Origin of the sequence: Streptomyces sp. DH41, assembly GCF_029813785.1 — a bacterium.
In the GTDB taxonomy this organism is placed as follows: Bacteria; Actinomycetota; Actinomycetes; order Streptomycetales; family Streptomycetaceae; genus Streptomyces.
The window spans coordinates 47,349-74,282 of record NZ_JARVKY010000010.1 but is presented as its reverse complement, the minus strand read 5'-3'; the positions used below and the strand labels follow the sequence as shown (position 1 = coordinate 74,282).

At 71.6% G+C, this 26,934-nt stretch carries 23 protein-coding genes; 12 read left to right on the top strand and 11 right to left on the bottom strand.

All coding sequences use genetic code 11. From position 1 onward, the window contains the following. Positions 1 to 5: 5 nt before the first annotated feature. Positions 6 to 2,822, bottom strand: coding sequence for a penicillin acylase family protein (locus QC283_RS18215; RefSeq protein WP_279562605.1), 2,817 nt, complete (start codon positions 2,820 to 2,822; stop codon positions 6 to 8). Between the two features lie 336 nt (positions 2,823 to 3,158). On the opposite strand from QC283_RS18215, the gene QC283_RS18210 reads away from it, so the two are divergent. The 6 genes from QC283_RS18210 to mscL all read left to right on the top strand — a co-directional run bounded on the left by QC283_RS18210 (position 3,159) and on the right by mscL (position 9,009). Continuing rightward, on the top strand, positions 3,159 to 4,697 hold the full coding sequence (locus tag QC283_RS18210; RefSeq protein WP_279562604.1) for a potassium/proton antiporter: 1,539 nt from the start codon (positions 3,159 to 3,161) through the stop codon (positions 4,695 to 4,697). Positions 4,698 to 4,958: 261 nt separating this feature from the next. Further along, positions 4,959 to 6,275 carry an MFS transporter gene (locus QC283_RS18205; RefSeq protein WP_279562603.1) on the top strand — a complete coding sequence of 439 codons (1,317 nt, stop codon included), beginning with the start codon at positions 4,959 to 4,961 and terminating at the stop codon, positions 6,273 to 6,275. A gap of 68 nt (positions 6,276 to 6,343) precedes the next feature. Then, positions 6,344 to 6,688 (top strand): FmdB family zinc ribbon protein, encoded by a 345-nt coding sequence (locus QC283_RS18200; protein ID WP_279562602.1) that lies wholly within the window; start codon positions 6,344 to 6,346, stop codon positions 6,686 to 6,688. Between the two features lie 174 nt (positions 6,689 to 6,862). Further along, positions 6,863 to 7,705, top strand: coding sequence for an S-methyl-5'-thioadenosine phosphorylase (locus tag QC283_RS18195; protein ID WP_279562781.1), 843 nt, complete (start codon positions 6,863 to 6,865; stop codon positions 7,703 to 7,705). A gap of 212 nt (positions 7,706 to 7,917) precedes the next feature. Beyond that, positions 7,918 to 8,397, top strand: coding sequence for a hypothetical protein (locus QC283_RS18190; protein ID WP_279562780.1), 480 nt, complete (start codon positions 7,918 to 7,920; stop codon positions 8,395 to 8,397). A gap of 141 nt (positions 8,398 to 8,538) precedes the next feature. Then, entirely contained in the window at positions 8,539 to 9,009 is a 471-nt protein-coding gene (gene mscL, locus QC283_RS18185; RefSeq protein ID WP_279562601.1) for a large conductance mechanosensitive channel protein MscL, read from the top strand. A gap of 66 nt (positions 9,010 to 9,075) precedes the next feature. Here mscL and QC283_RS18180 read toward each other — a convergent pair whose 3' ends face one another. Further along, positions 9,076 to 9,252, bottom strand: coding sequence for a hypothetical protein (locus QC283_RS18180; protein ID WP_279562600.1), 177 nt, complete (start codon positions 9,250 to 9,252; stop codon positions 9,076 to 9,078). A 160-nt stretch (positions 9,253 to 9,412) separates the two neighbouring features. On the opposite strand from QC283_RS18180, the gene QC283_RS18175 reads away from it, so the two are divergent. The 3 genes from QC283_RS18175 (at position 9,413) to QC283_RS18165 (ending at position 12,738) form a co-directional block, all read left to right on the top strand. Continuing rightward, positions 9,413 to 10,456 (top strand): P1 family peptidase, encoded by a 1,044-nt coding sequence (locus QC283_RS18175; protein WP_279562599.1) that lies wholly within the window; start codon positions 9,413 to 9,415, stop codon positions 10,454 to 10,456. Between the two features lie 140 nt (positions 10,457 to 10,596). After that, positions 10,597 to 11,823, top strand: coding sequence for a L,D-transpeptidase (locus QC283_RS18170; protein ID WP_279562598.1), 1,227 nt, complete (start codon positions 10,597 to 10,599; stop codon positions 11,821 to 11,823). A 168-nt stretch (positions 11,824 to 11,991) separates the two neighbouring features. Next, positions 11,992 to 12,738 (top strand): DUF6227 family protein, encoded by a 747-nt coding sequence (locus tag QC283_RS18165; protein ID WP_279562597.1) that lies wholly within the window; start codon positions 11,992 to 11,994, stop codon positions 12,736 to 12,738. A gap of 92 nt (positions 12,739 to 12,830) precedes the next feature. Here QC283_RS18165 and QC283_RS18160 read toward each other — a convergent pair whose 3' ends face one another. From QC283_RS18160 to QC283_RS18145, 4 genes are all read right to left on the bottom strand, one after another. Next, positions 12,831 to 14,927 (bottom strand): PTS fructose transporter subunit IIABC, encoded by a 2,097-nt coding sequence (locus QC283_RS18160; protein WP_279562596.1) that lies wholly within the window; start codon positions 14,925 to 14,927, stop codon positions 12,831 to 12,833. Positions 14,928 to 15,051: 124 nt separating this feature from the next. Then, positions 15,052 to 15,999, bottom strand: a complete 948-nt coding sequence (gene pfkB, locus QC283_RS18155) for a 1-phosphofructokinase (protein WP_279562595.1) — start codon at positions 15,997 to 15,999, stop codon at positions 15,052 to 15,054. After that, positions 15,996 to 16,757, bottom strand: coding sequence for a DeoR/GlpR family DNA-binding transcription regulator (locus QC283_RS18150; RefSeq protein ID WP_279562594.1), 762 nt, complete (start codon positions 16,755 to 16,757; stop codon positions 15,996 to 15,998). The genes pfkB and QC283_RS18150 overlap by 4 nt, the downstream gene beginning before the upstream one ends. 228 nt (positions 16,758 to 16,985) lie before the next feature. Then, positions 16,986 to 18,503 (bottom strand): MFS transporter, encoded by a 1,518-nt coding sequence (locus QC283_RS18145; RefSeq protein WP_279562593.1) that lies wholly within the window; start codon positions 18,501 to 18,503, stop codon positions 16,986 to 16,988. A gap of 62 nt (positions 18,504 to 18,565) precedes the next feature. Here QC283_RS18145 and QC283_RS18140 point away from each other — a divergent pair, with 62 nt between their 5' ends. Beyond that, complete coding sequence (locus QC283_RS18140) at positions 18,566 to 19,537, top strand: helix-turn-helix transcriptional regulator (protein ID WP_279562592.1); 972 nt, start codon at positions 18,566 to 18,568, stop codon at positions 19,535 to 19,537. A 31-nt stretch (positions 19,538 to 19,568) separates the two neighbouring features. Here QC283_RS18140 and QC283_RS18135 read toward each other — a convergent pair whose 3' ends face one another. Then, complete coding sequence (locus QC283_RS18135) at positions 19,569 to 20,420, bottom strand: TetR/AcrR family transcriptional regulator (protein WP_443032628.1); 852 nt, start codon at positions 20,418 to 20,420, stop codon at positions 19,569 to 19,571. Between the two features lie 510 nt (positions 20,421 to 20,930). Then, complete coding sequence (locus QC283_RS18130) at positions 20,931 to 21,929, bottom strand: sigma-70 family RNA polymerase sigma factor (protein ID WP_279562591.1); 999 nt, start codon at positions 21,927 to 21,929, stop codon at positions 20,931 to 20,933. A 232-nt stretch (positions 21,930 to 22,161) separates the two neighbouring features. Between QC283_RS18130 and QC283_RS18125 the strand changes: the two genes are divergently transcribed. Beyond that, entirely contained in the window at positions 22,162 to 22,680 is a 519-nt protein-coding gene (locus QC283_RS18125) for a GNAT family N-acetyltransferase (RefSeq protein ID WP_279562590.1), read from the top strand. A 143-nt stretch (positions 22,681 to 22,823) separates the two neighbouring features. Here QC283_RS18125 and QC283_RS18120 read toward each other — a convergent pair whose 3' ends face one another. After that, a complete protein-coding gene (locus QC283_RS18120) occupies positions 22,824 to 23,609 on the bottom strand; it encodes a dioxygenase family protein (RefSeq protein ID WP_279562589.1) in 786 nt (261 codons plus the stop codon). A 124-nt stretch (positions 23,610 to 23,733) separates the two neighbouring features. Here QC283_RS18120 and QC283_RS18115 point away from each other — a divergent pair, with 124 nt between their 5' ends. After that, positions 23,734 to 24,261 (top strand): MarR family winged helix-turn-helix transcriptional regulator, encoded by a 528-nt coding sequence (locus tag QC283_RS18115; protein WP_279562588.1) that lies wholly within the window; start codon positions 23,734 to 23,736, stop codon positions 24,259 to 24,261. A gap of 123 nt (positions 24,262 to 24,384) precedes the next feature. On the opposite strand, the gene QC283_RS18110 is transcribed toward QC283_RS18115, so the two are convergent. Both QC283_RS18110 and QC283_RS18105 read right to left on the bottom strand, forming a co-directional pair. Continuing rightward, complete coding sequence (locus tag QC283_RS18110; protein ID WP_279562587.1) at positions 24,385 to 25,944, bottom strand: MFS transporter; 1,560 nt, start codon at positions 25,942 to 25,944, stop codon at positions 24,385 to 24,387. Positions 25,945 to 26,192: 248 nt separating this feature from the next. Further along, positions 26,193 to 26,846, bottom strand: coding sequence for a TetR/AcrR family transcriptional regulator (locus QC283_RS18105; RefSeq protein ID WP_279562586.1), 654 nt, complete (start codon positions 26,844 to 26,846; stop codon positions 26,193 to 26,195). Between the last annotated feature and the right edge of the window lie 88 nt (positions 26,847 to 26,934).

Below are 26,934 nucleotides of genomic sequence, written 5' to 3'. Positions count from 1 at the left end.
TGCCGTCACGGCTTCAGCACCAGCGTGTCGCTCGTACTCTCGTCGACCGCCTTCTTCGAGAAGGCCCAGGGCAGCAGCTCTCCGTCGGCCCACTTGTCCGTCTGGTCGGTGTAGTGGGCGCTGTAGGCGTGTCCGGAGGCGCCGGTGAGGTTGATCCACCGCGACTTGTCGAGGTCGCCGAGGTTGACCACCATCCGCATGGAAGGCACCCAGATCACCCCGTAGCCGCCGGCCGCGTTCCAGCCGGCGGCGTTGACCGCCGCCTCGCCGCCGCTGAGCTTCCACGGGCCGCGGTTGAGGGCGTACTTCAGGAAGCCGGGGCCCTCGGTGCCCAGGGTCTGGTTCTTCAGGAACAGGCGGTGCAGCCGGCCCCAGTTCCAGGTGTCGATGTCCTTGCCGAGCTTGGCGGTCAGCTCCCAGCGGGCGTCGATCATGGCCCGCTTGAAGAGGTCGTCCCGGTTGTCGGCGCCCTTGCGGGTGCCGGAGGCGGGGGTCTTCCACCAGTCGCTCTTGGGGTCGTCCAGCAGGGTGCGGACCACCTCGAACCAGCGGTCACCGCCGTCGGGCTGCGCCTGGGTGGCGTCCCGCTGACCGCACTCGCGGACCTTGTTGGTCTCGTCCGCGGGTCCGGTGGTGTTGACCGGGTCGACCCACAGGCACTGCCCCTCGACCCGCAGCTCCTTGGGCAGCTTGTTGCCGAAGGCGAGCTTGAGGATGTTGCGCCACACCGCGTTGAAGTAGGCGGCGGCCGCCGAGTCGGCGTCCTGGGTGTAGTCCCAGCCCTCCAGCAGCTTCTGCGCCTCGCGGACGTCCTTGTCCGCGACGTCGATCTTCAGCAGCTGGGGCACGAGCAGCTTGGCCATCTCGCTGCTGTTGTCCAGTTGCATCTGGCGCATGTCGTCGGTGGAGATCTTCCCGCCGTCCTTGATCTTCTGCTCGATCAGGGAGGTGATCCGCTGGCTGCGGGCGCCGTAGCCCCAGTCCGTGGTCAGCGTGTACGGGTAGTCGTCCTCGTCGACGACGGCCTGGTTGGCGGTCACGATGTACCCGCGCTCCGGGTCGTACTCGTACGGCAGCTCGTCCGGGTCGATGTACTCACCGCTCCAGCGGTACTCGGAACTCCAGCCCGGCGCAGGGAGGGAGCCGTCGTGGCCCTCGGCGCGCACCGGGATCCTGCCGGGCAGCGTGTAGCCGATGTGCTCGCTGTCGGCGTAGACCAGGTTCTGCGAGGGCACTTCGAAGAGCTCGGCGGCCTCGCGGAACTCGTCCCAGTTCTTCGCCCGGTCGATCGCGAAGACGGCGTCCATGGTGGAGCCCGCCTCCAGCGCGGTCCAGCGCAGCGCGACGCCGTAGCCGTCGCCGCGGTCGGGGGCGGCGGTGTCGACGGTGGCCTTCTTGCCGGTCTTCACCAGCTCGTCGTCGCGGTCGGAGAGGAGCGGGCCGTTGTTGGTCTCGCGGACGACGATCTTCTTGGAATCGCCGCCGGCGACCTTGATGGTCTCCTCGCGCGTCTCGAAGGGGACCACCTTGCCGTCGTACTGGTAACCCGCGCCGGTGATCTTCTCCAGGTAGAGGTCGGTGACGTCGACGCCGGAGTTGGTCAGGCCCCAGGCGATCTCCTGGTTGTGGCCGATTATCACGCCGGGCATGCCGGCGAAGGTGTAACCGGCGACGTCGTACTGGCACTTCGCGGAGACGGTGCGGCAGTGCAGGCCCATCTGGTACCAGACGGACGGCAGCGACGGCGACAGGTGCGGGTCGTTGGCCAGCAGCGGCTTGCCGGTGATGGTGTGCTCACCGGAGACGACCCAGGAGTTGGAGCCGATGCCGTTGCCGTTCACGCCGACGGCGGTGGGCAGGTCGTCCAGGACCGCCTGGAGGGTCCCCAGTTGGCCCTGCAGCGCGTTGCCGGTGCCCGTACCGGTACCGATGCCCGTGCCGGTCCCCGTGCCCGTGCCGGTACCGGTGCCCGTGCCGGATCCGGTGCCCGTGCCGGATCCGGACGAGGAGTCCTCGTCGCCGCCGGACGTGCCGCCGCCGTCCCACGTCTCGGTGAGCTCGTCGTACTGGCCCTCCTGGACGATCGCCTTGTTCCGGCCGTACGGATACGCCGGGTACAGGTCGGCGATCTGCTTGGGGCCGAGGCGGCTGGTCATCAGGGCGCGGTCGATCTCGTCCTGCATGTTGCCGCGCAGGTCCCAGGCCATCGCCTTCAGCCACGCGACCGAGTCGACCGGGGTCCACTCCTGGGGCTTGTAGTCGTTGGTGAACCCGAGGGCGGCGTACTCCAGGGAGATGTCCTCGCCGTCCTTGCCCTTCAGGTAGGCGTTGACTCCCTTGGCATAGGCCTGGAGGTACTTCTTCGTGGAGTCCGACAGCTTCTCGTCGTACTCCTTCTTCGCCACCCGGTGCCAGCCCATGGTGCGCAGGAACTCGTCGTTGTCGACCTGGCCCTCGCCGAACATCTCCGACAGGCGGCCGGAGGTCATGTGGCGGCGTACGTCCATCTCGTAGAACCGGTCCTGCGCCTGGACGTAGCCCTGCGCCATGAACAGGTCCTCGTCGGTGGAGGCGTAGATCTGCGGGATGCCGTAACCGTCGCGTTTGACGTCGACCGGACCCGACAGGCCGTCCAGCGTGATCGAGCCCTTGGTCTGCGGAAAGGACGCGCGGACGGTGCTGATGGACCAGTACGCCCCGTAGGCGAGGCCGCCGATGATGGCCAGGACCAGCACGAGGACGAGAAGGCGTAGTTTGCGCCCCTTCTTCCTGCCGGACTTGCCGGGCTGCTGACCCGTAGAGGCGGTGTTGGTGGGGGGCATCGCTGTCCTTGCTGTCCTAACACGAGCGGCAGGGGCGGGCTGTGCTTTGTACTGAACGCTGGAGCAACTGTAGGCGCAGGGCCCACTCCCCCTTGACGCGGAGTCGGGTACGGGCAGGCACGGGCGTTCGATCTTGCCAAGGTGAGCGTCAAGAAAGCGTCAAGAGTTAGGTAAGGTAACGAAGTAGTTGTCCGCAGAGCACGCGGTCTCGTGTGCCAGGGGAGTCCGTACATCGCGCGGAGTCCGCTTGCGCGTACCGTGCGGGCGCGTTCGTCCGCGACGTGGTCCGTGCCGCGATCCGCACTGTGGTCCGTGCTGTGATCCGCAGTGTGATCCATGCTCTGCGCCAGGGAAGGGAAACGGCCGCTGACTGTCCACCACCTCAACCAGCTCCTGCTCGTCTGCTCGCTCGTCCTGCTCATCGCCGTGGCGGCGGTCCGGATCTCCTCGCGAAGCGGACTGCCCAGCCTGCTCGTCTACCTGGCCATCGGCGTCGCCATGGGCCAGGACGGCATCGGCGACATCCAGTTCGACAACGCCGAACTGGTCCAGGTCATCGGCTACGCGGCCCTGGTCGTGATCCTGGCCGAAGGCGGCCTCGGCACGAAGTGGAAGGAGGCGAAACCGGCCCTGCCGGCCGCCTCCGCACTGGCACTGGCCGGAGTCGCGGTGAGCGTCGGTGTGACCGCGGCGGGCGCGCACTACCTGACCGGGCTGGAGTGGCGGCAGGCGCTGATCGTCGGCGCGGTGGTGTCCTCCACGGACGCGGCGGCCGTCTTCTCGGTCCTCCGCAGGATCCCGCTGCCCTCGCGCATAACGGGCATCCTCGAGGCCGAGTCGGGCTTCAACGACGCCCCGGTGGTCATCCTCGTGGTCGCCTTCTCCACGGCCGGCCCGATCGAGCACTGGTACGTGCTGCTGGGCGAGATCGCCCTGGAGCTGGCCATCGGCGCGGCCATCGGGCTCGCGGTCGGCTGGCTGGGGTCGCTGGGACTGAGGCACGTGGCACTGCCCGCCTCCGGCCTCTACCCCATCGCCGTCATGTCGATCGCCGTCGCGGCCTACGCGGCCGGCGCCATGGTCCACGGCAGCGGCTTCCTCGCCGTCTACCTCGCCTCGATGGTCATGGGCAACGCCCGGCTGCCGCACTGGCCCGCCACCCGCGGCTTCGCCGACGGGCTCGGCTGGCTCGCCCAGATCGGCATGTTCGTCCTGCTCGGCCTGCTCGTCACCCCGCACGAACTGGGCGACGACATCCTGCCCGCCCTGGTCATCGGACTGGTGCTCACCATGGTGGCGCGCCCGCTGAGCGTCGTGCTGTGCCTGGTGCCCTTCCGGGTGCCCTGGCAGGAGCAGGCCCTGATGTCCTGGGCCGGACTGCGCGGCGCGGTGCCCATCATCCTGGCGACGATCCCCATGGTGGAGGGCGTCGCGGGCAGCCGCCGGATCTTCAACATCGTCTTCGTCCTGGTCGTCGTCTACACCCTGATCCAGGGACCGACGCTGCCCTGGCTGGCCCGCAAGCTGCGCCTGGGCAAGGGGGACGAGGCCGCCGACCTCGGCATCGAGTCGGCACCCCTGGAGCGGCTGCGCGGACACCTGCTGTCCGTGACGATCCCCGAGGGCTCGAGGATGCACGGCGTCGAGGTCAGCGAGCTGCGGCTGCCGACCGGGGCCGCCGTCACGCTGGTCGTCCGCGACGACACGTCGTTCGTACCGCTGCCGACCACGGGGCTGCGACGCGGGGACGAACTCCTCGTGGTCGCCACGGACCCCGTCCGGGACGCCGCCGAGGCGCGGCTGCGCGCGGTCGGCCACGGCGGCAAACTGGCCGGCTGGCTGGGCACGGGCGACACGAACGGGCAGCGCGGGTGAACACGGGGGCATGGTGAGCGGGGGAGGGTACTCGCTTTCACAGGGTGTGCCCCTCTTGATCCCTGTACGATGAATGCGGCACCTGATCGAACCAACTCTGCCTGACGCAGAGCTGGCGCGACCGTATGGCGGCCGGAACGCCCTCTTCGGCACCGACTCCGGCATCTACCGCAGTCCGCGCAAGAGGACAGCTCTCGGCGCTCCCGCACGGCGACAACCGCGAGGCGGACCGCGCTACCAGGCGGCAGAAAGGCACGGGCCGTGGCATCCACGGTCACCCCGTCGAAGAAGTCGCCGGAGGGGGAGCGGCACACCGCACCCGGCTCCGCACGCCCCGGATACGGGCAGCTGCTGCGCACCCGCGGCGCCTGGACGTTCCTGCTCCCCGGCTTCGCGGCACGCCAGCCGTTCGCCATGCTGACGCTCTCCATCGTGCTGCTCGTACAGCACACCTCCGGCTCCTACGGCGTCGCCGGCGCCGTCGCGGCCGTCACCGGCGTCGCCATGGCCGTCTTCGCCCCCTACAGCGGCCGGCTCGCCGACCGCTACGGGCAGCGCACCGTCCTGCTCCCCGGCGTACTCGTCCACGCGGCGTCCGGTCTGACTCTGACCGCCCTCGCGCTCGCGGACGCACCCCTGTGGGCGCTGTTCGTGGCGGCCGTGCCCACCGGTGCCTCGGTGCCGCAGGTCGGGCCCATGGTGCGGGCCCGCTGGGGCGTGAAACTCAAGGACTCCCCGCTGATGACCACGGCGGCCGCCTTCGAGTCCGTCACGGACGAGCTGACCTTCGTCCTCGGCCCGCTGGTGGCGACCGCCCTGTGCACGGCCGTGGACCCGGCCGCGGGCCTGGTCACGGAGGCGGCGCTCACCCTGGTGGGCGGTCTGCTGTTCGCCGCGCAGAAGAGCACCCAGCCGGTGGTCGGCCGTGCCGACGGCGACCACGCGCGCGTGGAGCACGTGTCGGCGCTGCGCATCCCGGGCGTGCGCGTCCTGATCGTGGTCTTCCTGGGCATCGGTTCCGTCTTCGGCGGCATGCAGGTGTCGCTGGCCGCGTTCACCGAGTCGATCGGCGAGCCCGGGCTGAACGGAGTCCTGTACGGCGTCTTCGCCGCGGGCAACATGCTCTCCGGCCTGGCCTGCGGCGCCATCGCCTGGAAGGTCGCCCCGCAACGGCGCCTCCTGGTCGGGTACGCCGCCCTCGCGCTGACCGCGTCCGGCCTGTGGGCCGCGCACTCGGTGCTCGTGCTGGCCGGCCTCGGACTGCTCGTCGGCATGTGCATCGCGCCCGCCCTCATCACCGGCTACACGCTGGTCGAGAGCCTGGTCCCGGCCGGCGCCCGCACCGAGGCCTTCACCTGGCTGACCGGCGCCGTGGCGCTCGGCCAGGCGGCGGCCGTGACCGTCTCCGGACAGCTGGAGGACCGGCTCTGGGACGGCGCCGGGTTCCTGGTGCCGATGGGCGGCACGGTGCTCGCGCTGGCGGTCCTGCTGGCACTGCGTTCGCGGCTGGCGACCCGGCCCCAGGGGCGTACGGTCGCACGTGGCGTCGGTCACCGCGAGCACGCCGCAGTGGACTGATCCCGCGGAATACGTCACTATGGACCGTCGTTAGCACTCATCGAGTGAGAGTGCCAGGAGGAAGACAAGTGCCGACGTACCAGTACCAGTGCACCGAGTGCGGCGAGGGCCTCGAGGCGGTGCAGAAGTTCACCGACGACGCCCTGACCGAGTGCCCGAACTGCCAGGGCCGCCTGAAGAAGGTGTTCTCGGCGGTCGGCATTGTCTTCAAGGGCTCCGGTTTCTACCGCAACGACAGCCGCGGCAGCTCGTCGAGCAGCTCGCCGGCGAAGTCGTCGTCGTCCGCTTCGTCGACGTCCTCTTCTTCGTCGTCGTCCTCGGACTCGGGTGGTTCGTCGTCCTCGTCGGCGTCGTCCTCGTCGTCTTCGTCGTCGAGTTCCGGCAGCTCCTCCTCCAGCACCACCGCCGCGTAAGGCTTCTCTCGGCGGCGAGGTTCCTGGGCCGAGACGCCCGGGCCCGGGTTCCTGGGCCACTCGTACCTCGGCCGCGCGAGGCGACCGCACAAGGCTTCGCACGAGACCCTGTCGTCGTCCGACGACGGGGTCCTCGGCGTTTTCCGGGGCGGCTAGGGTGCGGGCATGGCGAACATGGCGAACAAGGTGACAGCCGGGATCGGCGTGATCGGCGGCTCCGGTTTCTACTCGTTCCTCGACGACGTGACCGAGGTCGAGGTGGACACCCCGTACGGGCCGCCCAGCGACTCCCTCTTCCTCGGCGAGGTCGCCGGCCGGCGGGTCGCCTTCCTCCCCCGGCACGGACGCGGCCATCATCTGCCGCCGCACCGGATCAACTACCGGGCCAACCTGTGGGCGCTGCGCTCTGTCGGCGTGCGCCAGGTTCTCGGCCCGTGCGCGGTCGGTGGTCTGCGCCCCGAGTACGGGCCGGGCACGCTGCTTGTGCCGGACCAGTTCGTCGACCGTACGAAGTCCCGGCCGTCGACGTACTTCGACGGGATGCCGATGCCCGACGGCACGGTGCCCAACGTGGTGCACGTGTCGCTGGCCGACCCGTACTGCCCCACCGGACGGGCCGCCGCGCTGAAGGCGGCGCGTGGCCGGGACTGGGAGCCGGTGGACGGCGGCACCCTGGTCGTGGTCGAGGGACCGCGCTTCGGTACCCGCGCGGAGTCCTTGTGGCACCGGGCGCAGGGCTGGTCGGTGGTGGGCATGACCGGCCACCCCGAGGCGGCGCTCGCCCGTGAGCTGGAGCTCTGCTACACGTCGCTGACCCTCGTCACCGACCTCGACGCCGGGGCGGAGAGCGGTGAGGGCGTCTCGCACGAGGAGGTCCTGCGGGTGTTCGCGGCGAACGTGGACCGGCTGCGGGGCGTCCTGTTCGACGCGGTGGCCGCGTTGCCGGCGGGCGGGGAGCGGGACTGCCCGTGCGCCGCGGCGCTGGGCGGGATGGACCCGGGGATCGCGCTGCCATAGCGGAGGTCGGGGGCCGGAGCGTCTCCTTCGGGTGACCGGGTTTTCCACAATCGGTCGGTGACGCACGGGCTCCGGCGGGAAACGGCGAGAGGCCTCATCGTGGGAGCGCAAGCCGATCCCTCGTCTCCTCGTCACAGGTGGTGGTCACCGTGTCCCGTTCCGCCGTTCCCTTCCCGCTGCCGCCCGGCACCGACGCGCCACCCACCTGCGAGGTGCCGCAATTCGACCCGGTCCGGGTGCGTGGCGGGCGTCATCAGCCGCACCGGCTCGTACGCCACCGGCGGCGTGCCGTGGCTGTCGGGCTCGCCGTCACCGCCGCGGCGCTGGTGGCGGCGGGCCCGTACCCGGGGGCCGGCGGACAGGACGCCCAGCGGGCGCGCGGGCATCCGGTGACCGAGCCGGTTCGCAAGCGGCACGGCGCGCGACTCGTGTCGGCGCCGGTGCGGATCGCCGACGCGGCCACGGTGCGGCTGCTCAGGCCGGGCGACCGGGTCGACGTCGTGGCGGCCGGGGCCGGCGGCGCGGGCGACGCCTCCGTGATCGCGCGCGGGGTGCGGGTGACAAAGGTGCCGGGGCCCGTGGACGGGACGGCGGCGGGCGGGGCACTGGTGGTGGTCTCGGTGCCGCGCGCCACCGCACACCGGCTGGTCGGCGCGGGAGCCGCGTCGCGGCTGGCGGTGACGCTGTGCTGATCGCGTCAAGTCGCTCGTTGGAGGGACCTGATTGGACAGGGCCGCCCAGCGCTGACGTAGGTTGCGGAGCGTTTTGTTCCACACCCCGTCCGTGCGAGACCTGGTCTCCCGCGACCTGTGCACATGAGGAGAGCCCCCGAGGTGAGCGAGAAGAACGAGCCGAGCGTCTGGCAGGGTTTCAAGGCCTTCCTGATGCGTGGGAACGTCATCGACCTGGCGGTGGCGGTGGTCATCGGCGCCGCCTTCACCAACATCGTCAACTCGGTGGTGAAGGGGGTCATCAACCCCCTGATCGGAGCGTTCGGCACCCAGAGCCTGGACAGCTACAGCTCCTGCCTCAAGGGCCCGTGCACCGGGACCGGCGACAGCGCGACGGGCGTGCGGATCCTCTGGGGCTCGGTGCTGGGTGCCACCCTCACGTTCCTGATCACCGCGGCCGTCGTCTACTTCCTCATGGTGCTGCCCATGGCGAAGTACCTGGCCCGGCAGGAGGCCCGGCGCAAGGCGAAGGAGAGCACGCAGGAGATCGTCGAGGTCTCCGAGCTGGAGGTGCTCAAGGAGATCCGCGACGCGCTGGTGGCACAGCGCGGTTCGGGCCACGACCGTCCATAGGACGACCCGTCGGGCCGTCCGCGGGCCGGGTCGCGGCGGCTCGGCGGCGGCGGATGCCCGCGCGGCTCACAGGTGGTGGGGCGGCTTCTCGTCGAGGAAGCGCTTCAGGTCGGCCGCGCTGTCGCCCGCGGGCCGGTCGCCCCAGCCGCGGTCGGTGTCGTCCGAGGTCTGCTGGTCCAGCGGGTCGTCGAAGACCAGCGCGGGCCGGGGTGCGCGAGGCTCGGGGTCGGGGGTGGTGCTCATGGCTCCAGGGTACGGCCCGCCCCGCCCGGAGCGTGCCTGAGCGTGCCTGAGCGTTCCTGAGCCTGCCGGGGCGGACCCCTGGGGCGCCTGCTGCCCGACGCCGCCGACAGACGCCGTGGGCGCCGTGGGCGCCGGTGCCTGCCTGGACCAGACTGGCGGTATGACAGTTGACGCATTGACGGACGTCGCCGGTCTGCTGGTGGGGCATGCGACGCGCACCGGCGACGGGTGGCTGACGGGCACGACGGTGGTGCTGGCGCCAAAGGACGGGGCGGTCGCCGCCGTGGACGTGCGCGGCGGCGGTCCCGGAACGAAGGAGACGGACGCCCTCGATCCGCGCAACCTGGTGCGGAAGGTCCAGGCGGTGGTGCTGACCGGCGGCAGCGCGTACGGGCTGGACGCGGCGTCCGGGGTGATGGCCTGGCTGGAGGAGCGGGGGCGCGGGGTACGCGTCGGCCCGGACCCCGCGCACGTGGTGCCGGTGGTGCCCGCGGCCTGCGTCTTCGACCTGGGGCGCGGGGGCGACTTCCGTGCCAGGCCGGACGCGGCCACCGGGCGGGCGGCGGCCGAGGCGGCCCACGCGAGTACGCCGGGCGCGGGAGTGACCGAGGGGTGTGTCGGGGCGGGCACGGGAGCCGTGGTCGGCACGCTGAAGGGCGGGATCGGCACCGCGAGCACCGTGCTGGACTCGGGAATCACGGTGGCGGCGCTGGTGGTGGCGAACGCGGCGGGATCGGTGACGGATCCGGAAACGGGGGTGTTGTACGGGGAGTTGTTCCGGGGCGGGCGGGTGGAGTACCCGGCGCCGGACGTCCACGAAGCGGCGGGGCGGCGACTCGCCGAGGTCGCGGCGAGGAACGCGCCGCCCCCGCTGAACACCACGCTCGCCGTGGTCGCCACCGACGCGGACCTCTCCAAGGCCCAGGCGCAGAAGCTGGCCGGCACGGCGCACGACGGAATCGCGCGTGCCGTACGGCCGGTGCACCTGCTCAGCGACGGGGACACGGTGTTCACCCTGGCGACCGGGGAGCGTCCGCTCGACGCCGAGCAGCCGCTCGCGCTGAACGAGGTGCTGGCGGCGGGCGCGGACATGGTGACGCGCGCGATCGTCAGGGCCGTCCGGGCCGCCGGACCGGTGGACGGGCCGGGTGGGGCGTGGCCGTCGTACGAGGAGCTCTACGGAAGGCCGTCCAGGGCCGGTTGACCGCATCCGGTCGACGGGCAACTGTCCCGGTTCTGTCACGTGCCGGCGTTCCGGGCGGGCGGCGGGAACCCAGTCGGCCGCCGATCGCCTCTACAGGACTGAGCGAGAACCCCGCACAACAACCGAACCTGGAGCAGCCCGTGACAACCCCGGTCATAGCATCGCGGCGCGTACTGGGGGCCGTTGCCGCCCTGGCGATCGGCACCCTCACCCTCACCGCCTGCGGCGGAAGCGCCAGCGCCGACGCCCGGAAGGACGCCAAGGGCGGCGACACGGGCTCCGCCACGACCTCGGTCGCTGAGGTCGTGATCTCCGCGAGGGACGGTTCGACCGGCGCCTCGATCAACGCGACCGGTGTGAAGGTCAGCGACGGCAGGCTGACGGACGTGAGGATGACGGTGCCGGAGACGGGCGCGGTCGTGCCGGGCACGATCTCCGCCGACGGCTCGGGCTGGAAGCCGAAGGAGCAGCTGGAGCGCGGCACGAAGTACCGGATCACGGCGACCGCGAAGGACGCCGACGGCCGCACGTCCGCCGCCGACTCGATCTTCACCACCGTCTCCTCGGCCAACAGCTTCATCGGCACGTACGCCCCGGACGGCGGCACCACGGTGGGGGTGGGGATGCCGGTGTCGTTCACGTTCGACAAGGCGATCAGCGACAAGAAGAACGTGCAGTCGCACATCACGGTCACCTCCAGCAGCGGGCAGAAGGTGGTCGGGCACTGGTTCGGCTCGCAGCGGCTCGACTTCCGGCCCGAGGAGTACTGGAAGGCCGGCTCCAAGGTCACGATGAAGATCGACCTGGACGGGGTGGAGGGCGCGAACGACGTCTACGGCGTGCAGAAGAAGACCGTCACCTTCACCGTGGGGCGGGCACAGGTCTCCACCGTGGACGCGAACACCCAGACCATGACGGTCGTGCGCGACGGCAAGACGCTCAGGTCGGTCCCCATCTCGGCGGGCAGCGCCGAGAACCCGACATACAACGGGCAGATGGTGATCTCGGAGAAGTCCCTGCAGACGCACATGGACGGCTCCACGGTCGGGTTCGGCGGCGAGTACGACATCCCGGACGTGCCGCACGCGATGCGGCTGAGCCGCTCCGGCACCTTCATCCACGGCAACTACTGGTACAACCCGGGCAACCCTCCCTTCGGCGTCCAGGGCACCAGCCACGGCTGCGTCGGGCTGCGGGACGCCCAGGGCGGCCAAGGCGCCACCGACGGCAAGTGGTTCTACGACAACTCCCTCATCGGGGACGTCGTGGCGGTCAAGAACTCCCCTGACGGCACGATCGCGCCGGACAACGGCCTCAACGGCTGGAACATGCCGTGGAGCGAGTGGACTGCCGGAAGCTCGGTCTGACACCGCTCCGAGCAGCGTTTTTTGACGGTTCGTCGGGTCGCGCGGGAACATCTCGCGCGGCCCGGCCGTTTTTCGTGCGTACGTTTTCTCGGTTCCCGGACATGATGTCCGACCGAGGGGCTACGGTATGCACCCACAAGGTGACATGCAGCAACGCCGGGAGAAACCTTGAGCGTTCCGTACGAGACGGCAGCGTACGAACCACCCGAGTCGCCCGAGTCTCCGGAGGAGCACCTCATGCGACTGCTCGGTCGCGCACTGAACTCGTTCGAGCTGCCCGACGAGACATTACGACAGCTGGACTGCGCGCTGGCGCACGACGGTTCGCTGCACTCCGCGCACCACAGCGCGGGGCTGCACCGCGAGACGTACCGGCACACCTGGCTGCTCGCCGACGGCTCGGCGCTCACGCTCTGGGAGCTGGTCCACAACACCGCTCCGGGCGGTGAACCGCAGCGCGAGGTGTACGTCGACGAGGAGGAGCTGCGCACCGCCACCGCACGGCTGGGACTGCCGCCGGACACACCCGACTTCGAACTGCCCGTGCAGGTGCAGCTCTCCCCCGTCCCCGCCCCGCGGCACGCCTACGTTCCCGACGCCTCGGCGGACCACGCCCGCCGGCTGCTGCGCCGCGCGGAGAACCCGGACCGGCCCGGCGGCGACCTCGCCGCCCGGCTGACGACGGCGTCCGCGCACCAGATCACCCAGGCCTTCGGCGGCCCCGGCCGCGCGGGCCGTGCCCGGATCGGTTTCTCGCTCTACGAGCACGCGTTCCTGCTGCGGGACGGTGCGGAGGTCTCCCTCTGGGAGGTCGAGCACACGGCGACGCCCGACGGGCGCCACATGTGCGAGGTCTACGAGAGTGAGGACACCGCCCGCCGCGCGATGGAGCGGCGCGCGGCGCAGGTCTCCTAGGGCCTGTCCGGCACGCGGGCGGGCGGTACGGACGCCGCCGGGCCGGGTCCCTGGCGGAACCCGGCCCGTGAGTCACCGACGTCGTCCGCCCCTCAGGCGGCGGCCACCGGCTGCTTCGCTCCCGGTGCCGAGGCGGACGGGTCCGCGCCGCCGGAGCCCGGGGCCGCCGCTCCCGGCACCGGCTTGCGCAGCCCCTTGAGGACGATCACCAGGGCAGTGGTGACGCAGACACCGGCCGCGATGGCGACCAGGTAGAGCAGCGGGTTGCCGATCAGCGGGACCACGAAGATGCCGCCGTGCGGGGCGCGCAGTGTGGCGCCGAAGGCCATGGACAGAGCGCCGGTGACGGCGCCGCCCACCATCGAGGACGGGATGACCCGCAGCGGGTCGGCCGCGGCGAACGGGATCGCGCCCTCGGAGATGAAGGAGGCGCCCAGTACCCAGGCGGCCTTGCCGTTCTCCCGCTCGGCGGCGTTGAAGAGCTTGCCGCGCACGGTCGTGGCCAGGGCCATCGCCAGCGGCGGGACCATGCCGGCCGCCATGACCGTCGCCATGATCTTCATCGCCGAGTCGCTCGGGTCGGAGACCGCGATGCCGGCGGTGGCGAAGGCGTAGGCGACCTTGTTGACCGGGCCGCCCAGGTCGAAGCACATCATGAGACCGAGCAGGGCGCCGAGCAGGACGGCGTTGGCGCCGGACAGGTCGCTCAGCCAGTCGGTCATCGCCTTCTGCGCGGACGCGATGGGCTTGCCGATCACCACGAACATCAGGAATCCGACGATCGCCGAGGAGATCAGCGGGATCACCACCACGGGCATGATGCCGCGCAGGGCCACGGGGATGCGTACCCGCTGGATCGCCATCACCACGGCGCCGGAGATCAGACCGGCCGCCAGACCGCCGAGGAACCCGGCGTTGATGGTCAGGGCGATCGAGCCGCCCACGAACCCGGGGACCAGACCCGGCCGGTCGGCCATGCCGTAGGCGATGTAACCGGCCAGCACCGGGACGAGGAAGGCGAAGGCCACGCCGCCGATCTGGTACAGCAGCGCCGCCCAGCTGTCCGCCTGCGACCACACGAAGTGGTCCATCACCGACGGCGCCTCGTTGATCTCGTAGCCGCCGATGGCGAAGCCCAGGGCGATCAGCAGCCCGCCCGCGGCGACGAACGGGACCATGTAGCTGACACCGGACATCAGCCAGACGCGCAGCCTCGTCCCGTACCCCTCGCCGGACCCGCCGCCGCGCTCGACGGGTGACGCGCCGGAAGAACCGGCGGCGCCGCCCGCACCGGCCGAACCAGCCGCTGTGACCTCGCCGCGGGCCGCCTTCCCGCGGACTTCGCCGATCAGCTCGCCGGGCCGGTTGACGGCCGCCTTGACGCCGGTGTCGACGGTGGGCTTCCCGGCGAAGCGGTCCTTGTCGCGTACGGGCACGTCGTGGGCGAAGATCACACCGTCCGCCGCCTCGATCACCGCCGGGTCCAGCCGGGTGAAACCGGCCGAGCCCTGTGTCTCGACGACGACCTCGACGCCTGCCTCGCGGCCCGCGTTCTCCAGCGACTCGGCCGCCATGTAGGTGTGCGCGATGCCGGTGGGGCAGGAGGTGACGGCGACGATACGGAAGGGACGCTCGGGTTCGCCGGTCTCCTGGCCGGGGGTGCCCGTGGCGGTCTCGGCGGAGGCCGCCGCCGAGACCGCCACGGAGTCCTCGGCGCCGCCTTCGAAGACGCTCTCGGCACCGGTCGGCTCCTCCCCGCGGATCAGCGCCGCGGCGGCCGTCGCGTCGCCCACCGATCGCAGCGCGGTCGTGAACTCGGCGTTCATCAGCTGCCGGGCGAGCGAGGAGAGGATCGTCAGGTGGGCGTCGTCGGCGCCCGCCGGAGCGGCGATCAGGAAGATCAGGTCGGCCGGACCGTCCGCCGCCCCGAAGTCGACGCCGTCCTCGCTGCGCCCGAAGGCGAGCGTCGGCTCGGTGACGTGCTCGCTGCGGCAGTGCGGGATGCCGATGCCGCCGTCGAGGCCGGTCGGCATCTGCGCCTCACGGGCGGCCACGTCGGCGAGGAAGCCCTCCAGATCGGTCACCCGGCCGTGGGCCACCATCCGCTCGGCGAGGGCGCGCGCCGCCGCTTCCTTGGTGTCGGCGGACAGGTCGAGGTCGACCAGATCCGCGGTGATCATGTCGCTCATCGCGGGCTCCTTAGCTCGCGTATCGCCCGGAACGCGGGGTGGTGGGCGGGGGCGGGGAGGGGGACGGGGGACTTGCGGTGGGGGCGAGGGCCCGGGCCACAGAGGTCCGGGAAGGGGTGGGGTCTCATGACGCCGGCTCCTTCAGAGAGCGGTCCACCGGCACCTCCGCCGTGACCGTCACCGCGCCCGGATCCAGGTCGGCCGGCGTCGGCATCAGGCTTCCGGGCAGCCGGACGGCGGCGGCGCCGTGCGCGACGGCGGAGGCGAGGGCACCCGGCCCCGCGCCCCCGGCGACGAGGAATCCGGCGAGCGACGAATCCCCGGCGCCGACATTGCTCCGTACGGCGTCCACCCGGGCGCTGCCGAACCAGGTGCCCTCGTCGGCCACGAGCAGTTGTCCGTCGGCGCCCAGGCTGGCGAGCACGGACCGGGCGCCCAGCTCCCGCAGTTCCTCGGCGGCCTTCACGGCGTCGCCCACGGTGGCCAGGGGGCGTCCGACGGCCTCCGCCAGCTCCTCGGCGTTCGGCTTGACCACGTCGGGCCGCTCGCGCAGCGCCTGGAGGAGTGCGGGCCCGGAGGTGTCCAGGGCGATGCGGACGCCCGCGGTGTGCGCCCGGGCGACCAGGTCGGCGTACCAGGAGGGGGCCAGTGGGCGGGGCAGGCTGCCGCAGCAGGCGATCCAGTCCGCGCCGGGCGACTGCCGCCGTACGGTCTCCAGGAGCAGCTCACGCTCGGCCGCCGTCAGCTCGGGACCCGGCGCGTTGATCTTCGTCAGGACGCCGTCGGACTCGGCGAGCGCGATGTTGGCCCGGGTGACCCCGGCGATCGGCACCGGCGCGACCTCGATGCCCTGGGCGTCGAGCAGTTCGGTGACGAGGGCGCCGGACGGGCCGCCGAGCGGCAGCACCGCGACGGTGCGCCGGCCGGCCGCCGTCACCGCGCGCGAGACGTTCACGCCCTTGCCGCCCGGGTCCACGCGCTCGCCCGTGGCGCGGACGACCTCGCCGCGGTCGAGGGAGGGGACCTCGTAGGTGCGGTCCAGGGAGGGGTTGGGGGTGACGGTGAGGATCATGCGCGTACTACTTCCGTGCCGGCGCGCTCGATGGCGGTGGCGTCTTCGGGGTTCATCCCGCTGTCGGTGATCAGCAGGTCCACGTCGCTCAGGGCGCCGAAGCGGGCGAAGTGCTCCTGGCCGTGCTTGGAGGAGTCGGCGAGCAGCACCACGCGGCGGGCGGCGGCCACCGCGGCCCGCTTCACGGCGGCCTCGGCGAGGTCCGGGGTGGTCAGGCCGTGCTCCACGGAGAAGCCGTTGGCCGCCACCACCAGTACGTCGGCGCGGATCTCGCCGTACGCGCGCAGCGCCCAGGCGTCCACGGCGGCGCGCGTACGGTGCCGCACGCGCCCTCCGACCAGGTGGAGCTGGATGCCGGGGTGGTCGGCGAGGCGGGCCGCGATGGGCAGGCTGTGGGTGACGACGGTGAGCGACGCCTCCGGCGGGAGCGCGGCGGCCATGCGGGCCACCGTCGAACCGGCGTCGAGGATCATCGTGCCCTCGGCCGGCAGTTCCGCCAGGGCCGCCTTGGCGATCCGGTCCTTCTCGTCGGCGGCCGTGGACTCGCGCTCGGCGAGGTCGGGCTCGAAGTCGAGCCGTCCGGCGGGGATCGCGCCGCCGTGCACGCGGCGCAGCAGTCCGGCGCGGTCGAGGGCCTTGAGGTCGCGGCGGATGGTCTCCGCCGTCACCTGGAACTCCTCGGCCAGCGACACCACGTCCACCCGGCCCCCGTCCCGGGCGAGCCGGAGGATCTCCTGCTGCCGCTCCGGTGCGTACATGCCCGTTCGCCTCCGCCTGTGCCCGAACCTGTGGTTTCAGTGGAGGCTACGCCCGGTATTCCGGAATGTAAACAGGGAAACGGAACCGCTCGGACTCAATCGGGCACGAACGGACACCCTTGGCTCAGGTCGCGAGGCGGGCGGAACACCAAGGAGGCGGGCCCGGCACCGAAGTACCGGACCCGCCTCCTCGGTGTTCCGCCCTGCCCCTCCCGAAGCGCGGTGGCCTCAGACCAGCGCGGACTCCTTCTCCTCCGTCCGCTCCTCCTCCTGGGCCCCTTCCACGTGCTGGGCCGGCCGCTTGGGCAGCGCGAACATCAGCAGGAAGATGACGGCCAGCACCCCGGCCACCCAGCCCAGCGCGTTCTGGAAGGCATCGGCGTACGCCGGGCCGACGCGGGCCGGGGCCAGGTGGTCGCTCATGGTGCCGAAGAAGACCACCGAGACCAGCCCCAGCCCCAGCGCGTTGCCCATCTGCTGCACGGTGTTGATGAGCCCGGACGCCGCTCCGGCGTGCTCGCGCGGCACCTGGGACAGCACCGCGTCCGTCAGCGGCGCGACGATCAGCCCCATGCCGACGCCCATCACGACGAGCGGCAGCGCCATCTGCCAGGAGGTGATGCCGAGCCCGTACCGCTCGGACTCCCAGATGTAGAGCAGTACTCCGGCCGCCATGACCAGCGCGCCCGCCTGGAGCACCTTGCGTCCGAAGCGCGGGACGAGCTTCTGCACCGACACCCCGGCCGCCACGGAGACGGCGATCGAGAACGGAACGCCGGTCAGCCCGGCCCGCAGCGCGGTCCAGCCGAGCCCCACCTGCATGTACAGCGTCCACACCAGGAAGAAGATGCCCAGCGCGATCCCGAAGACGGTCTGCACGGCGATACCGGCCGCGAAGCTCTTCACCTTGAACAGCGACAGCTCGACCAGCGGCGAACCGTCCCGCGCCGACTTCCGCCTCTCGTACGCCACCAGCACCGCGAGGACCACGAACGCGCCGGCCATCGACAGGTACCCCCACAGCGGCCAGTCCAGCTCGCGGCCCTGGGTGAGCGGGTAGACCAGCATCAGCAGACCCAGGGTGACCAGGGCGACCCCGACCAGGTCCAGCTTGAGGGCACGCGGCGCCCTGGACTCCGTGATGAAGCGGCTGCCGAGGATCAGACCGGCGACGCCGACCGGCAGGTTGATGAGGAAGATGGGCCGCCACTCGAGCCCGAAGAGGTTCCACTCGGTGAGCAGGGCGCCCAGCAGCGGACCGGAGACGGCCCCCAGTCCGACGATCGCGCCGAACAGCCCGAACACCTTGCCGCGTTCGTGCGCCGGGAAGGTGGCGTGCACGATCGACAGCACCTGCGGCACCATCAGCGCCGCCATGGCGCCCTGGAGGAGGCGGGAGGCGACCAGCATCTCCGGGTTCACGGCGAGGCCGCACAGCGCGGACGCCAGGGTGAAGCCGCCGACGCCGATGAGGAACACCCGCTTGCGGCCGTGGATGTCGCCGAGCCGCCCGCCGGTGATCAGGCCGGCGGCGAAGGCGAGGGCGTAACCGGCGGTGATCCACTGGATCTGGCTGTAGGTGGCGCCCTCGTTCTCCCGTATCGACGGGATCGCGATGTTGACGATGGTGACGTCGACCAGGTCCATGAAGGCCGCGGTCATCACGATCGCGAGCGCGAACCAGCGACGCCGGTCGCCTGCGACGGGCTGGACGGGAGCGTTCCCCGGGGTGTGCGTTGAGGTCATGGGAGGAAGCTAAGACCCCAGTAGGACAGATCCGGTCCTAGATGTGCGGCATCCTCGGATCCATGACGACGGACACTCCGGCCCGGCTCCTGACGCTCCTCTCCCTCCTCCAGACGCCCCGCGAATGGCCCGGCGGCGAGCTCGCCGACCGGCTCGGGGTCTCCCGCCGCACGGTCCGGCGGGACATCGACCGGCTGCGCGAACTGGGCTACCCCGTGCAGGCGAGCATGGGCTCCGACGGCGGCTACCGGCTGGTGGCCGGCAAGGCGATGCCGCCGCTCGTCCTCGACGACGAGGAGGCCGTGGCCATCGCGGTCGGGCTGCGCGCCGGCGCCGGTCACGCGGTGGAGGGCGTGGACGAGGCCTCGGTACGGGCGCTGGCCAAGCTGGAGCAGGTACTGCCGGGCCGCCTGCGCCACCGCGTCGCCACGCTCCAGGCCGCGACGACACCGCTCACCAGCGGGGACGGGCCGAGCATCGCGCCCGAGACACTGACCGTCATGGCCTCGACGGTGGCCGGACGGGAGCGGCTGCGGTTCGCCTACCGCGCGGGGGACGGCACCGAGTCGCGGCGCGTGACGGAGCCGTACCGGCTGGTGTCGACGGGCCGCCGCTGGTACCTGGTCGCCTACGATCTCGACCGCGAAGACTGGCGGACCTTCCGGGTCGACCGGGTGAGCGAACCGTTCGCCACGGGCGCTCGGTTCGCGCCGCGGGAACTGCCGACCGGGAGCGCGGCGGAGTACCTGCGGCGCTCGATGCGGCGGCACGGCGACTCGTACGAGATCGTGGTCGCCTTCGACACGCCGGCCGAGGTCGTCGCGGCACGGCTCCCGCAGTGGCTCGGGACCCCGGAGGCGACGGACGGCGGCGCGTCGTGTGTGCTGCGGGCGACCGTGTCCGACCCGGTGGAGTGGATGGCGGTGCGTCTCGCGATGCTGGGGGTGGACTTCCGGGTACGGGAGCCGGCGGAACTGGTGGAGTGCGTACGGGGCTTGGGCGCGAGGCTGGCGAGGGCGTCGGGGGGCGGATGACGGCTCCGTCCGCCCTCGCGGGCTTTTGGGGCTACCCCGTACGAGCACCCTCCCAATCGACTCCCCGGACCACCGCGAGATTCCGCAACGCCAGCTCCAACGGGCCCGGCGCCCCGTCGGCCGAGGAGCCCTCGGACGAGCGTCCCTCGGGGGAGCGCCCCTCGGAGGAGCGCCCCTCGGGGGAGCGCCCCTCGGAGGAGCGCCCCTCGGGGGAGGCCGCCCAGTACTCCACCGCCACCCGCACCGCCGCCCCCGCGACGGCAGCCGCGAAGTGCGTGGCGGGAGAGCGCTCCAGTCGCGCGGCAACGTTGTCGTCACCCTGGGCCATGCGCTCGGCCAGCGCCTTCACGAGCCCCCGCTCCGCCGTCTGGCAGACCTCCGCCCACACCTTCCGCAGCGCCGGACTGCTCTCGGCCAGCCGGATGAGGGCCCGGGCCCACTCCCAGGACGTCGCGGAGACCCCGGCGCCCGGCGTCAGCGTGTGCCGTACGGCGTGCTCCAGGGCCTCGGGCGGGGACAGCTCGGCCGGGGCCTCCCGCACCGCCCGCGCCCAGCGCTCGGCGCCCAGGGCGTAGAGCGGGGCGACGGCCTCCTCCTTGGTCGCGAAGTAGCGGTAGAAGGTGCGCGGGGCGACCCCGGCGGCCCGGGCGATGTCCTCGGCCCGGGTGGCCCGCAGTCCCTGGCCCACGAAGAGGCGGGCCGCCGCGCGGGTGATCTCCATCCGGGTCTCGGCCTTGCGCCGCTCGATCAGCGAGACGGGAGCCGGTTCGGACGCGGGGGACGCCGCCGACGAAGAGGCGGGGCCGGCCGACGGGGAAAGGCCGGCGTCCGGCGGCGATGGGGAGGGCGGGTTCGCCGACGATGAAGTGGTCGTGCTGCTCACTTCGGCAGGCTATGCCGCTGTGGCAGAATCTGCCATTCGGCGGGCCACCCCGGGGTTCAGGTTCGGGGTGCCCCGCCTCTCCCGCCTGCCCGCTCCCCCGCCTGCTCTCCGCCCGGTGGCCGGTCCGCGCTCCCTCAACGGAAGGAGCCGGGCCCGGCGCCCCGGGGGGAGAGGCGCCGAGCCCGGCTCGGGAAGGTCCCGGCGCCGGGGGGAGTGCGTCGGGACGTGGTCCGAAGTGGCGGAGAGGCCCGTTCAGGGCCGCCGCCCCGGGCCCGGACTGCTGGGAAGCGCTGGGCCCGGAGTTCTATTTCCCGGCCTCCGCCGGTTGAAGCAGCGTTACACGGCCATGTTTGCGCGGGGTTCGGCCACCGGCGTACGCCGCACGCGTCACCTCACGCCCCCGCATCACACCACGCCGCCGGTGACGACGCCGCCGCATCGCGTCCGCGCCACGCCGTCACTCTCGCGCCGTCCTTCGCCGCCGCCCGTCGCCGCGCGCGGCGAACCGGGCTACGCCGCCGCCTCGAAGCCGGTGTCGCGGGCCAGCTTCTTCAGCTCCAGCAGCGCGTGCTTCTCGATCTGCCGGATGCGCTCGCGCGTGAGGCCGTGCTCCTTGCCGACCTCCGTCAGCGTACGCTCGCGGCCGTCGTCGATGCCGTACCGCATCTTGATGATGGAGGCCGTGCGCGGGTCGAGGCGGCCGATGAGGTCGTCGAGCTCCTCGCTGCGCAGCAGCGTCATCACCGACTGCTCGGGCGACACGGCGGAGGTGTCCTCGAGCAGGTCGCCGAACTGGGTCTCACCCTCGTCGTCGACCGCCATGTTCAGCGAGACGGGGTCACGGGCCCAGTCGAGTACGTCGATGACGCGCTCCGGCTTGGAACCGAGCTCGGCGGCGATCTCGGCGGGCTCCGGCTCACGGCCGTGCTCGCGGTTGAACTCGCGCTGGACGCGCCGGATCCGGCCCAGCTCCTCCACCAGGTGGACGGGCAGCCGGATGGTGCGCGACTGGTCGGCTATGGACCGGGTGATGGCCTGACGGATCCACCAGGTCGCGTACGTCGAGAACTTGAAGCCCTTGCGGTAGTCGAACTTCTCGACCGCGCGGACCAGGCCGGCGTTGCCCTCCTGGATGAGGTCGAGAAGCGGCAGGCCACTGCGGGGGTAGCGGCGGGCGACCGCGACGACCAGCCGCAGGTTGGAGCGGATGAAGACGTCCTTCGCCCGCTCGCTCTCCTCGATCAGGGCCCGGAGCTCCTCCCGGGTGGCATCCGCCCCGGTCTCCTCGTAGCCTTCGAGGACCTGCCGCGCGAAGACACCCGCCTCGATGGTCTGGGACAGCTCGACCTCCTTGGCGGCGTCGAGCAGCGGTGTCCGCGCGATCTCGTCCAGGTACATGCCGACCAGATCGCGGTCGGCGAGCTCGCCGCCGTTGGCGCGGACGCTGGTTGCCGCGTCGGAGGTCCCGCCGGTGGCGGACTTACGACGGGCGACGGCACGGGTTGCCATGCGTGCTCCCTTGCGATGGTGGTTCAGCGGGTGATCCAGGTGGTCCTGTGGACACTCGGCACCGTGTGGGGTTGTCCTCCGGTCTCGGATCCGGTCTCCGGCCTCTGTCGGGACTCTCCTCGGGTGCCCTGCATCCGATGGAAACAACGACTGGAATCCGGACAGAATTCCCAACCCGCCCCCCGATTTTTCTGATCATGCAGTACCCTGTGCCGCCACACGAGGAGGCGTGATGCGGTCGGGACGCACAGAGGTCCAGGTCAGGCCGGGAGTCGAGGACGACCTCAAGGCCCTCACCGACCTCTACAACCACTACGTCCGTGAGACGCCCATCACGTTCGACACCGAACCCCTCACCCCGGAAGAGCGCCGCCCCTGGCTGCTCTCCCACCCTGAAGACGGCCCGCACCGGTTGAGGGTTGCCACGGACGCGGACTCACAGGAGATTCTCGGGTACGCCACATCCAGCCCCTACCGGGCGAAGCCCGCGTACGGGACCTCGGTGGAGACCACCGTCTACGTCGCCCCGTACGCCGGCCGTCGCGGCATCGGCACACTGCTCTACACGGCCCTCTTCGAGGCCCTGGCGAGCGAGGACCTGCACCGCGCCTACGCGGGCATCGCGCAGCCCAACGAGGCCTCCGCCCGACTGCACGAACGCTTCGGTTTCCGGTACGTCGGCACGTACCGCGAGGTGGGCCGCAAATTCGGCCGGTACTGGGACGTGGCCTGGTACGAGAAGCCCCTCTAGCGGGAAGCCACCCCAGCGGGAAGTCCGCTCCAGCGGGAAGGCCGCTCCAGCGGGAAGGCCGCTCCAGCGGGAAGGCGGCCCGGTGAGCGGCCACTCCAGGAGCAAGCCGTTCCAGCCCTTCCCGTATTCCGCCCCGTGCCCGGTCAGCCGAACTGCACCGACCGCTTGGCCAGCCCCATCCAGAACCCGTCGATCACGGACTTCCGCAGGTCCAGCTCGCCGGCCGCGTCCGCCGCCCCCATGGTCACGAACAGCGGGGCGAAGTGCTCGGTGCGCGGATGGGCGAGCAGGCCCGCCGGGGACTTGCGGGCGAAGTCGAGCAGCCCGTCCACGTCACCGGCCTCCAGCGCGCGCCGGCCCCAGTCGTCGAACTCCGCGGACCAGGCGGGGACGCCGCTCCGGCGCAGCGCGGCGAGGTTGTGGGTGAAGAAGCCGGATCCGATGATCAGCACCCCCTCGTCGCGCAGCGGCGCGAGTCTGCGGCCGGTCTCCATGAGCCGTGCCGGGTCGAGGGTCGGCATGGAGACCTGGAGGACCGGGATGTCGGCGCCGGGATACATCTCGACGAGCGGCACGTACGCGCCGTGGTCGAGGCCGCGGTCGGGGACGTCCTGCACGGACGTACCGGGGGCGCGCAGCAGCTTGCGTACGGACTCGGCGAGCGCGGGGGCGCCGGGGGCCTCGTAGCGCACCTGGTAGTAGTGCTCCGGGAAGCCCCAGAAGTCGTAGACCAGCGGGACGGTCCGAGTGGCGCCGAGGGCGAGCGGGGCCTCCTCCCAGTGGGCGGAGACGACGAGGATCGCCTTGGGGCGCGGGAGGGCGGCGGCCCACGCGGCGAGTTCGCCGGGCCAGACGGGGTCGTCGGCGAGGGGTGGGGCGCCGTGGCTGAGGTAGAGGGCGGGCATGCGCTCCTGAGTGGCGGCGGACATGAGGGCGACTCCCGGTACTTGAACCACTTGAACTACTGAACTACTTGAACTCTCAATCTTCCTCTTCCTCGAATCTACCCACTCTTTGTTTAAGATTCAAGAAGTGGTTCCGTACGATGGATACATGAACACGGCACCCATCCCGGCATCCGACCCGGCCCCCGCCGACGAGCCCCGCTGGCTCACCGCCGAGGAACAGCGCGTCTGGCGCTCCTACATCGAGGCCACCACCCTTCTCGAGGACCATCTCGACCGTCAGCTCCAGCGCGACGCGGGCATGCCGCACGTCTACTACGGCCTGCTGGTCAAGCTCGCCGAGTCACCGCGGCGGCGGCTGCGGATGACGGAGCTGGCCCGGTACGCGAAGATCACCCGCTCCCGCCTCTCGCACGCCGTCGCCCGCCTGGAGAAGAACGGCTGGGTGCGCCGGGAGGACTGCCCCTCCGACAAGCGCGGCCAGTTCGCCATCCTCACGGACGAGGGGTACGAGGTGCTGGGCCGGACCGCGCCGGGCCATGTGAACGCCGTACGACAGGCCGTGTTCGACCGGCTCACGCCCGAACAGCAGAAGTCCCTCGGCGAGATCATGCGGATCGTCGCCGAGGGACTTCAGCCGAGCGAAGCGGGTGCGGACCTGCCCTGGCTGCGCTGAACGCGCGGCCGGGGCAGGTCCTGGGAACCGTACGAGAGGGGCGTCCCCTCCCCCCGCGCACGGGTGGAACTACGGAACTGCGGAACTACAGGGCCCGAAGGGGTGGTACCGAGTCCGGCGTCGTCAGTGGGCGACGACCGGCACCGGCAGCTCGCCCTCGACCGCGTCACCCGACCCGGAGCCGGAACCCGTGACGGCGTTTCCGCCCGGGCGGCCGGCGTTGACGAAGGTCAGGGCGATCACGGCCGCCGCGACCAGGATGGCGACGGCGAACCAGATGGCGCTGGTGTAGCCCTCCACCTGCCCCTCCAGCTGGACCAGCTGCTGCTGGGACCGGGTGGCCGCGCCGCCGATGTTGTCGGCGATGTAGGACGTGGTGGCCGAGGCGGCGATCGTGTTCAGCAGCGCCGTACCGATCGCGCCGCCCACCTGCTGCGAGGTGTTGACCATCGCGGAGGCGACACCGGAGTCCCGCGGCTCCACGCCCATGGTGGCCAGGGACATGGCCGGCATGAACGCCGTACCCATACCGAGGCCGAGCAGGAGCATGCCGGGCAGCAGCACGGCGGCGTAGGAGGTGTTGAGCTCCAGCTGGGTCAGCAGCAGCATGCCGACGGCGGCGACCAGGAAGCCGGGGCCCATCAGCAGCCGGGGCGCGACCCGGGTCATCAGGCGGGTACCGATCTGCGTGGAGCCCGTGACCATGCCCACGACCATCGGCAGGAAGGCGAAGCCGGTCTTCACCGGCGAGTAGCCCTGCACGATCTGCAGGTAGTAGGTCAGGAAGAGGAACAGGCCGAACATCGCGATGATCGCCAGGCCCAGCGAGAGGTAGATCCCGCCCCGGTTGCGCTCGGTGACCACGCGCAGCGGCAGCAGCGGAGCCTTGACCCTCGACTCGACCAGCACGAACGCGAGGAGCAGCACGGCGGCACCGACGAACATGCCGACCGTCACCGCGTCGCTCCAGCCCTCGGACTCGGCGCGGGTGAAGCCGTAGACCAGCGCGACCAGACCGAGGGTGGACAGGACCACGCCGGGGATGTCGAGCGGCGAGCGGTTGCGGCCGCCCTGCGGCTCACGGATGACGAGGTACGCACCGGCCGCGGCGACGACCGCGAACGGGATGTTGACGAAGAACGTCCAGCGCCAGTTCAGGTACTCGGTGAGGAAACCACCGAGGATCAGGCCCACGGCGGCGCCGCCACCGGCGATCGCACCGTAGATACCGAAGGCCTTGGCACGCTCCTTGCCGTCCGTGAACATGACGGCGAGCAGGGAGAGCGCGGCGGGCGCGAGCAGGGCGCCGAAGACGCCCTGGAGGGCGCGGGAGCCGAACATCATCGCCTCGTTGGTGGCCGCGCCACCGAGCGCGGAGGCGGCGGCGAAGCCGGCCAGCCCGAGGACGAAGGTGCGCTTGCGGCCCCACAGGTCGGCTATCCGCCCACCGAAGAGCAGCAGGCCACCGAAGGCGAGGGCGTAGGCCGTGACGACCCACTGCCGGTTGCCGTCGGAGATGCCGAGGTCCTGCTGGGCGGAGGGCAGGGCGATGTTCACGATGGTGGAGTCGAGGACGACCATCAGCTGGGCGAGCGCGATGAAGACGAGCGCTTTCCAGCGGCCGGCGTCGGGGACGCCGGGGGCGCTCGGGGCGCCGGAAGCCTTGACGGCTGTTGCAGACATGGGGGTACCCACTTCGGGACTTCGTGACGGAAAAAGGTGAGTAAAGGGACGACTGGGCCTGCGGCGACGGCCCACAGCGGCCGCCGTCCGGTGTTCAGACGGTCAGGATTCGCGGAACTACGAACTACTGATGGAACGGAAGTCGCGGAACCTCGCGGAACCACTGGTCGTACGGATGTCGCGGAACCTCGCGGAACCACTGGTCGAACGGAAGTCGCGGAACTACTGCTCGGACGGAAGACGCGGAACTACTGGTCGCAGGGCCGGCGCAGGTCCTCCAGGGTCACGGCCGTGCCCGGCAGGGCGGAGCGGGCCGGAGCCCGCAGCCCGTCCAGGAACAGCTGCAGATGGCGGTGGACGAACCGGTCGGCGCTCAGACACCCCGTACCGGCCGGAGGCCGGCTGAGCTGGGCCGCGGCGGTCATCAGATCGCCCACCCCCACGTCGTCACGGAGCTGACCGGCCGCCTTCGCCCGGCCCATGACCTCGGCGACGAGCAGCTCGACCCTCTCGCGCGCCGCCTCCAGGTCGGGGTGGTACTGGTCGAACGTGCTGGAGACCATGGGGCACAGGGCGCTGATCCGCTCGTCGGCGGAGACGTGCACGAAGCGCTCCAGCGCCTCGAAGGCGTCGCCGGTCTCCGCGAGAGCGAGCTCGGCCGCCCGTGCCGTACGGTCCATGACCGAGCAGACGACCTCGCGGACGAGGGCGTCGCGGTCGGGGAAGTTGCGGTACACCGTGGCGTTGCCGACGCCGGCCCGGCGGGCGACCTCGTCGAGCGGCACGTCGGGGCCGTGCTCGACGAACATCTCCCGGGCGGCGGTGACGATCCGCTCCCGATTGCGCAGGGCGTCGGCTCGGGGCCGGGTCACCTTGTGCTGCTCGGGGGTTGCGGTCTGCACGGCGTACTCCTCTGAGGACTGGGTTCGCGATCCGGGGAGGAAGTCCCCGCTTCGCTCGGACACAGGGCTAAACGGGGAACGGATCCCC

What these genes read in the sequence shown, in the direction of transcription:
- QC283_RS18140 (WP_279562592.1), top strand. Translation starts at nt 18,566, where the DNA reads ATGACGACGGACACTCCGGCCCGGCTCCTGACGCTCCTCTCCCTCCTC.
- QC283_RS18180 (WP_279562600.1), bottom strand. Translation starts at nt 9,252, where the DNA reads ATGAGCACCACCCCCGACCCCGAGCCTCGCGCACCCCGGCCCGCGCTG.
- QC283_RS18215 (WP_279562605.1), bottom strand. Translation starts at nt 2,822, where the DNA reads ATGCCCCCCACCAACACCGCCTCTACGGGTCAGCAGCCCGGCAAGTCC.
- QC283_RS18125 (WP_279562590.1), top strand. Translation starts at nt 22,162, where the DNA reads ATGCGGTCGGGACGCACAGAGGTCCAGGTCAGGCCGGGAGTCGAGGAC.
- QC283_RS18115 (WP_279562588.1), top strand. Translation starts at nt 23,734, where the DNA reads ATGAACACGGCACCCATCCCGGCATCCGACCCGGCCCCCGCCGACGAG.
- QC283_RS18210 (WP_279562604.1), top strand. Translation starts at nt 3,159, where the DNA reads ATGCTCTGCGCCAGGGAAGGGAAACGGCCGCTGACTGTCCACCACCTC.
- QC283_RS18145 (WP_279562593.1), bottom strand. Translation starts at nt 18,503, where the DNA reads ATGACCTCAACGCACACCCCGGGGAACGCTCCCGTCCAGCCCGTCGCA.
- QC283_RS18110 (WP_279562587.1), bottom strand. Translation starts at nt 25,944, where the DNA reads ATGTCTGCAACAGCCGTCAAGGCTTCCGGCGCCCCGAGCGCCCCCGGC.
- QC283_RS18195 (WP_279562781.1), top strand. Translation starts at nt 6,863, where the DNA reads ATGGCGAACAAGGTGACAGCCGGGATCGGCGTGATCGGCGGCTCCGGT.
- QC283_RS18150 (WP_279562594.1), bottom strand. Translation starts at nt 16,757, where the DNA reads ATGTACGCACCGGAGCGGCAGCAGGAGATCCTCCGGCTCGCCCGGGAC.
- QC283_RS18175 (WP_279562599.1), top strand. Translation starts at nt 9,413, where the DNA reads ATGACAGTTGACGCATTGACGGACGTCGCCGGTCTGCTGGTGGGGCAT.
- pfkB (WP_279562595.1), bottom strand. Translation starts at nt 15,999, where the DNA reads ATGATCCTCACCGTCACCCCCAACCCCTCCCTGGACCGCACCTACGAG.
- QC283_RS18160 (WP_279562596.1), bottom strand. Translation starts at nt 14,927, where the DNA reads ATGAGCGACATGATCACCGCGGATCTGGTCGACCTCGACCTGTCCGCC.
- QC283_RS18130 (WP_279562591.1), bottom strand. Translation starts at nt 21,929, where the DNA reads ATGGCAACCCGTGCCGTCGCCCGTCGTAAGTCCGCCACCGGCGGGACC.
- QC283_RS18120 (WP_279562589.1), bottom strand. Translation starts at nt 23,609, where the DNA reads ATGTCCGCCGCCACTCAGGAGCGCATGCCCGCCCTCTACCTCAGCCAC.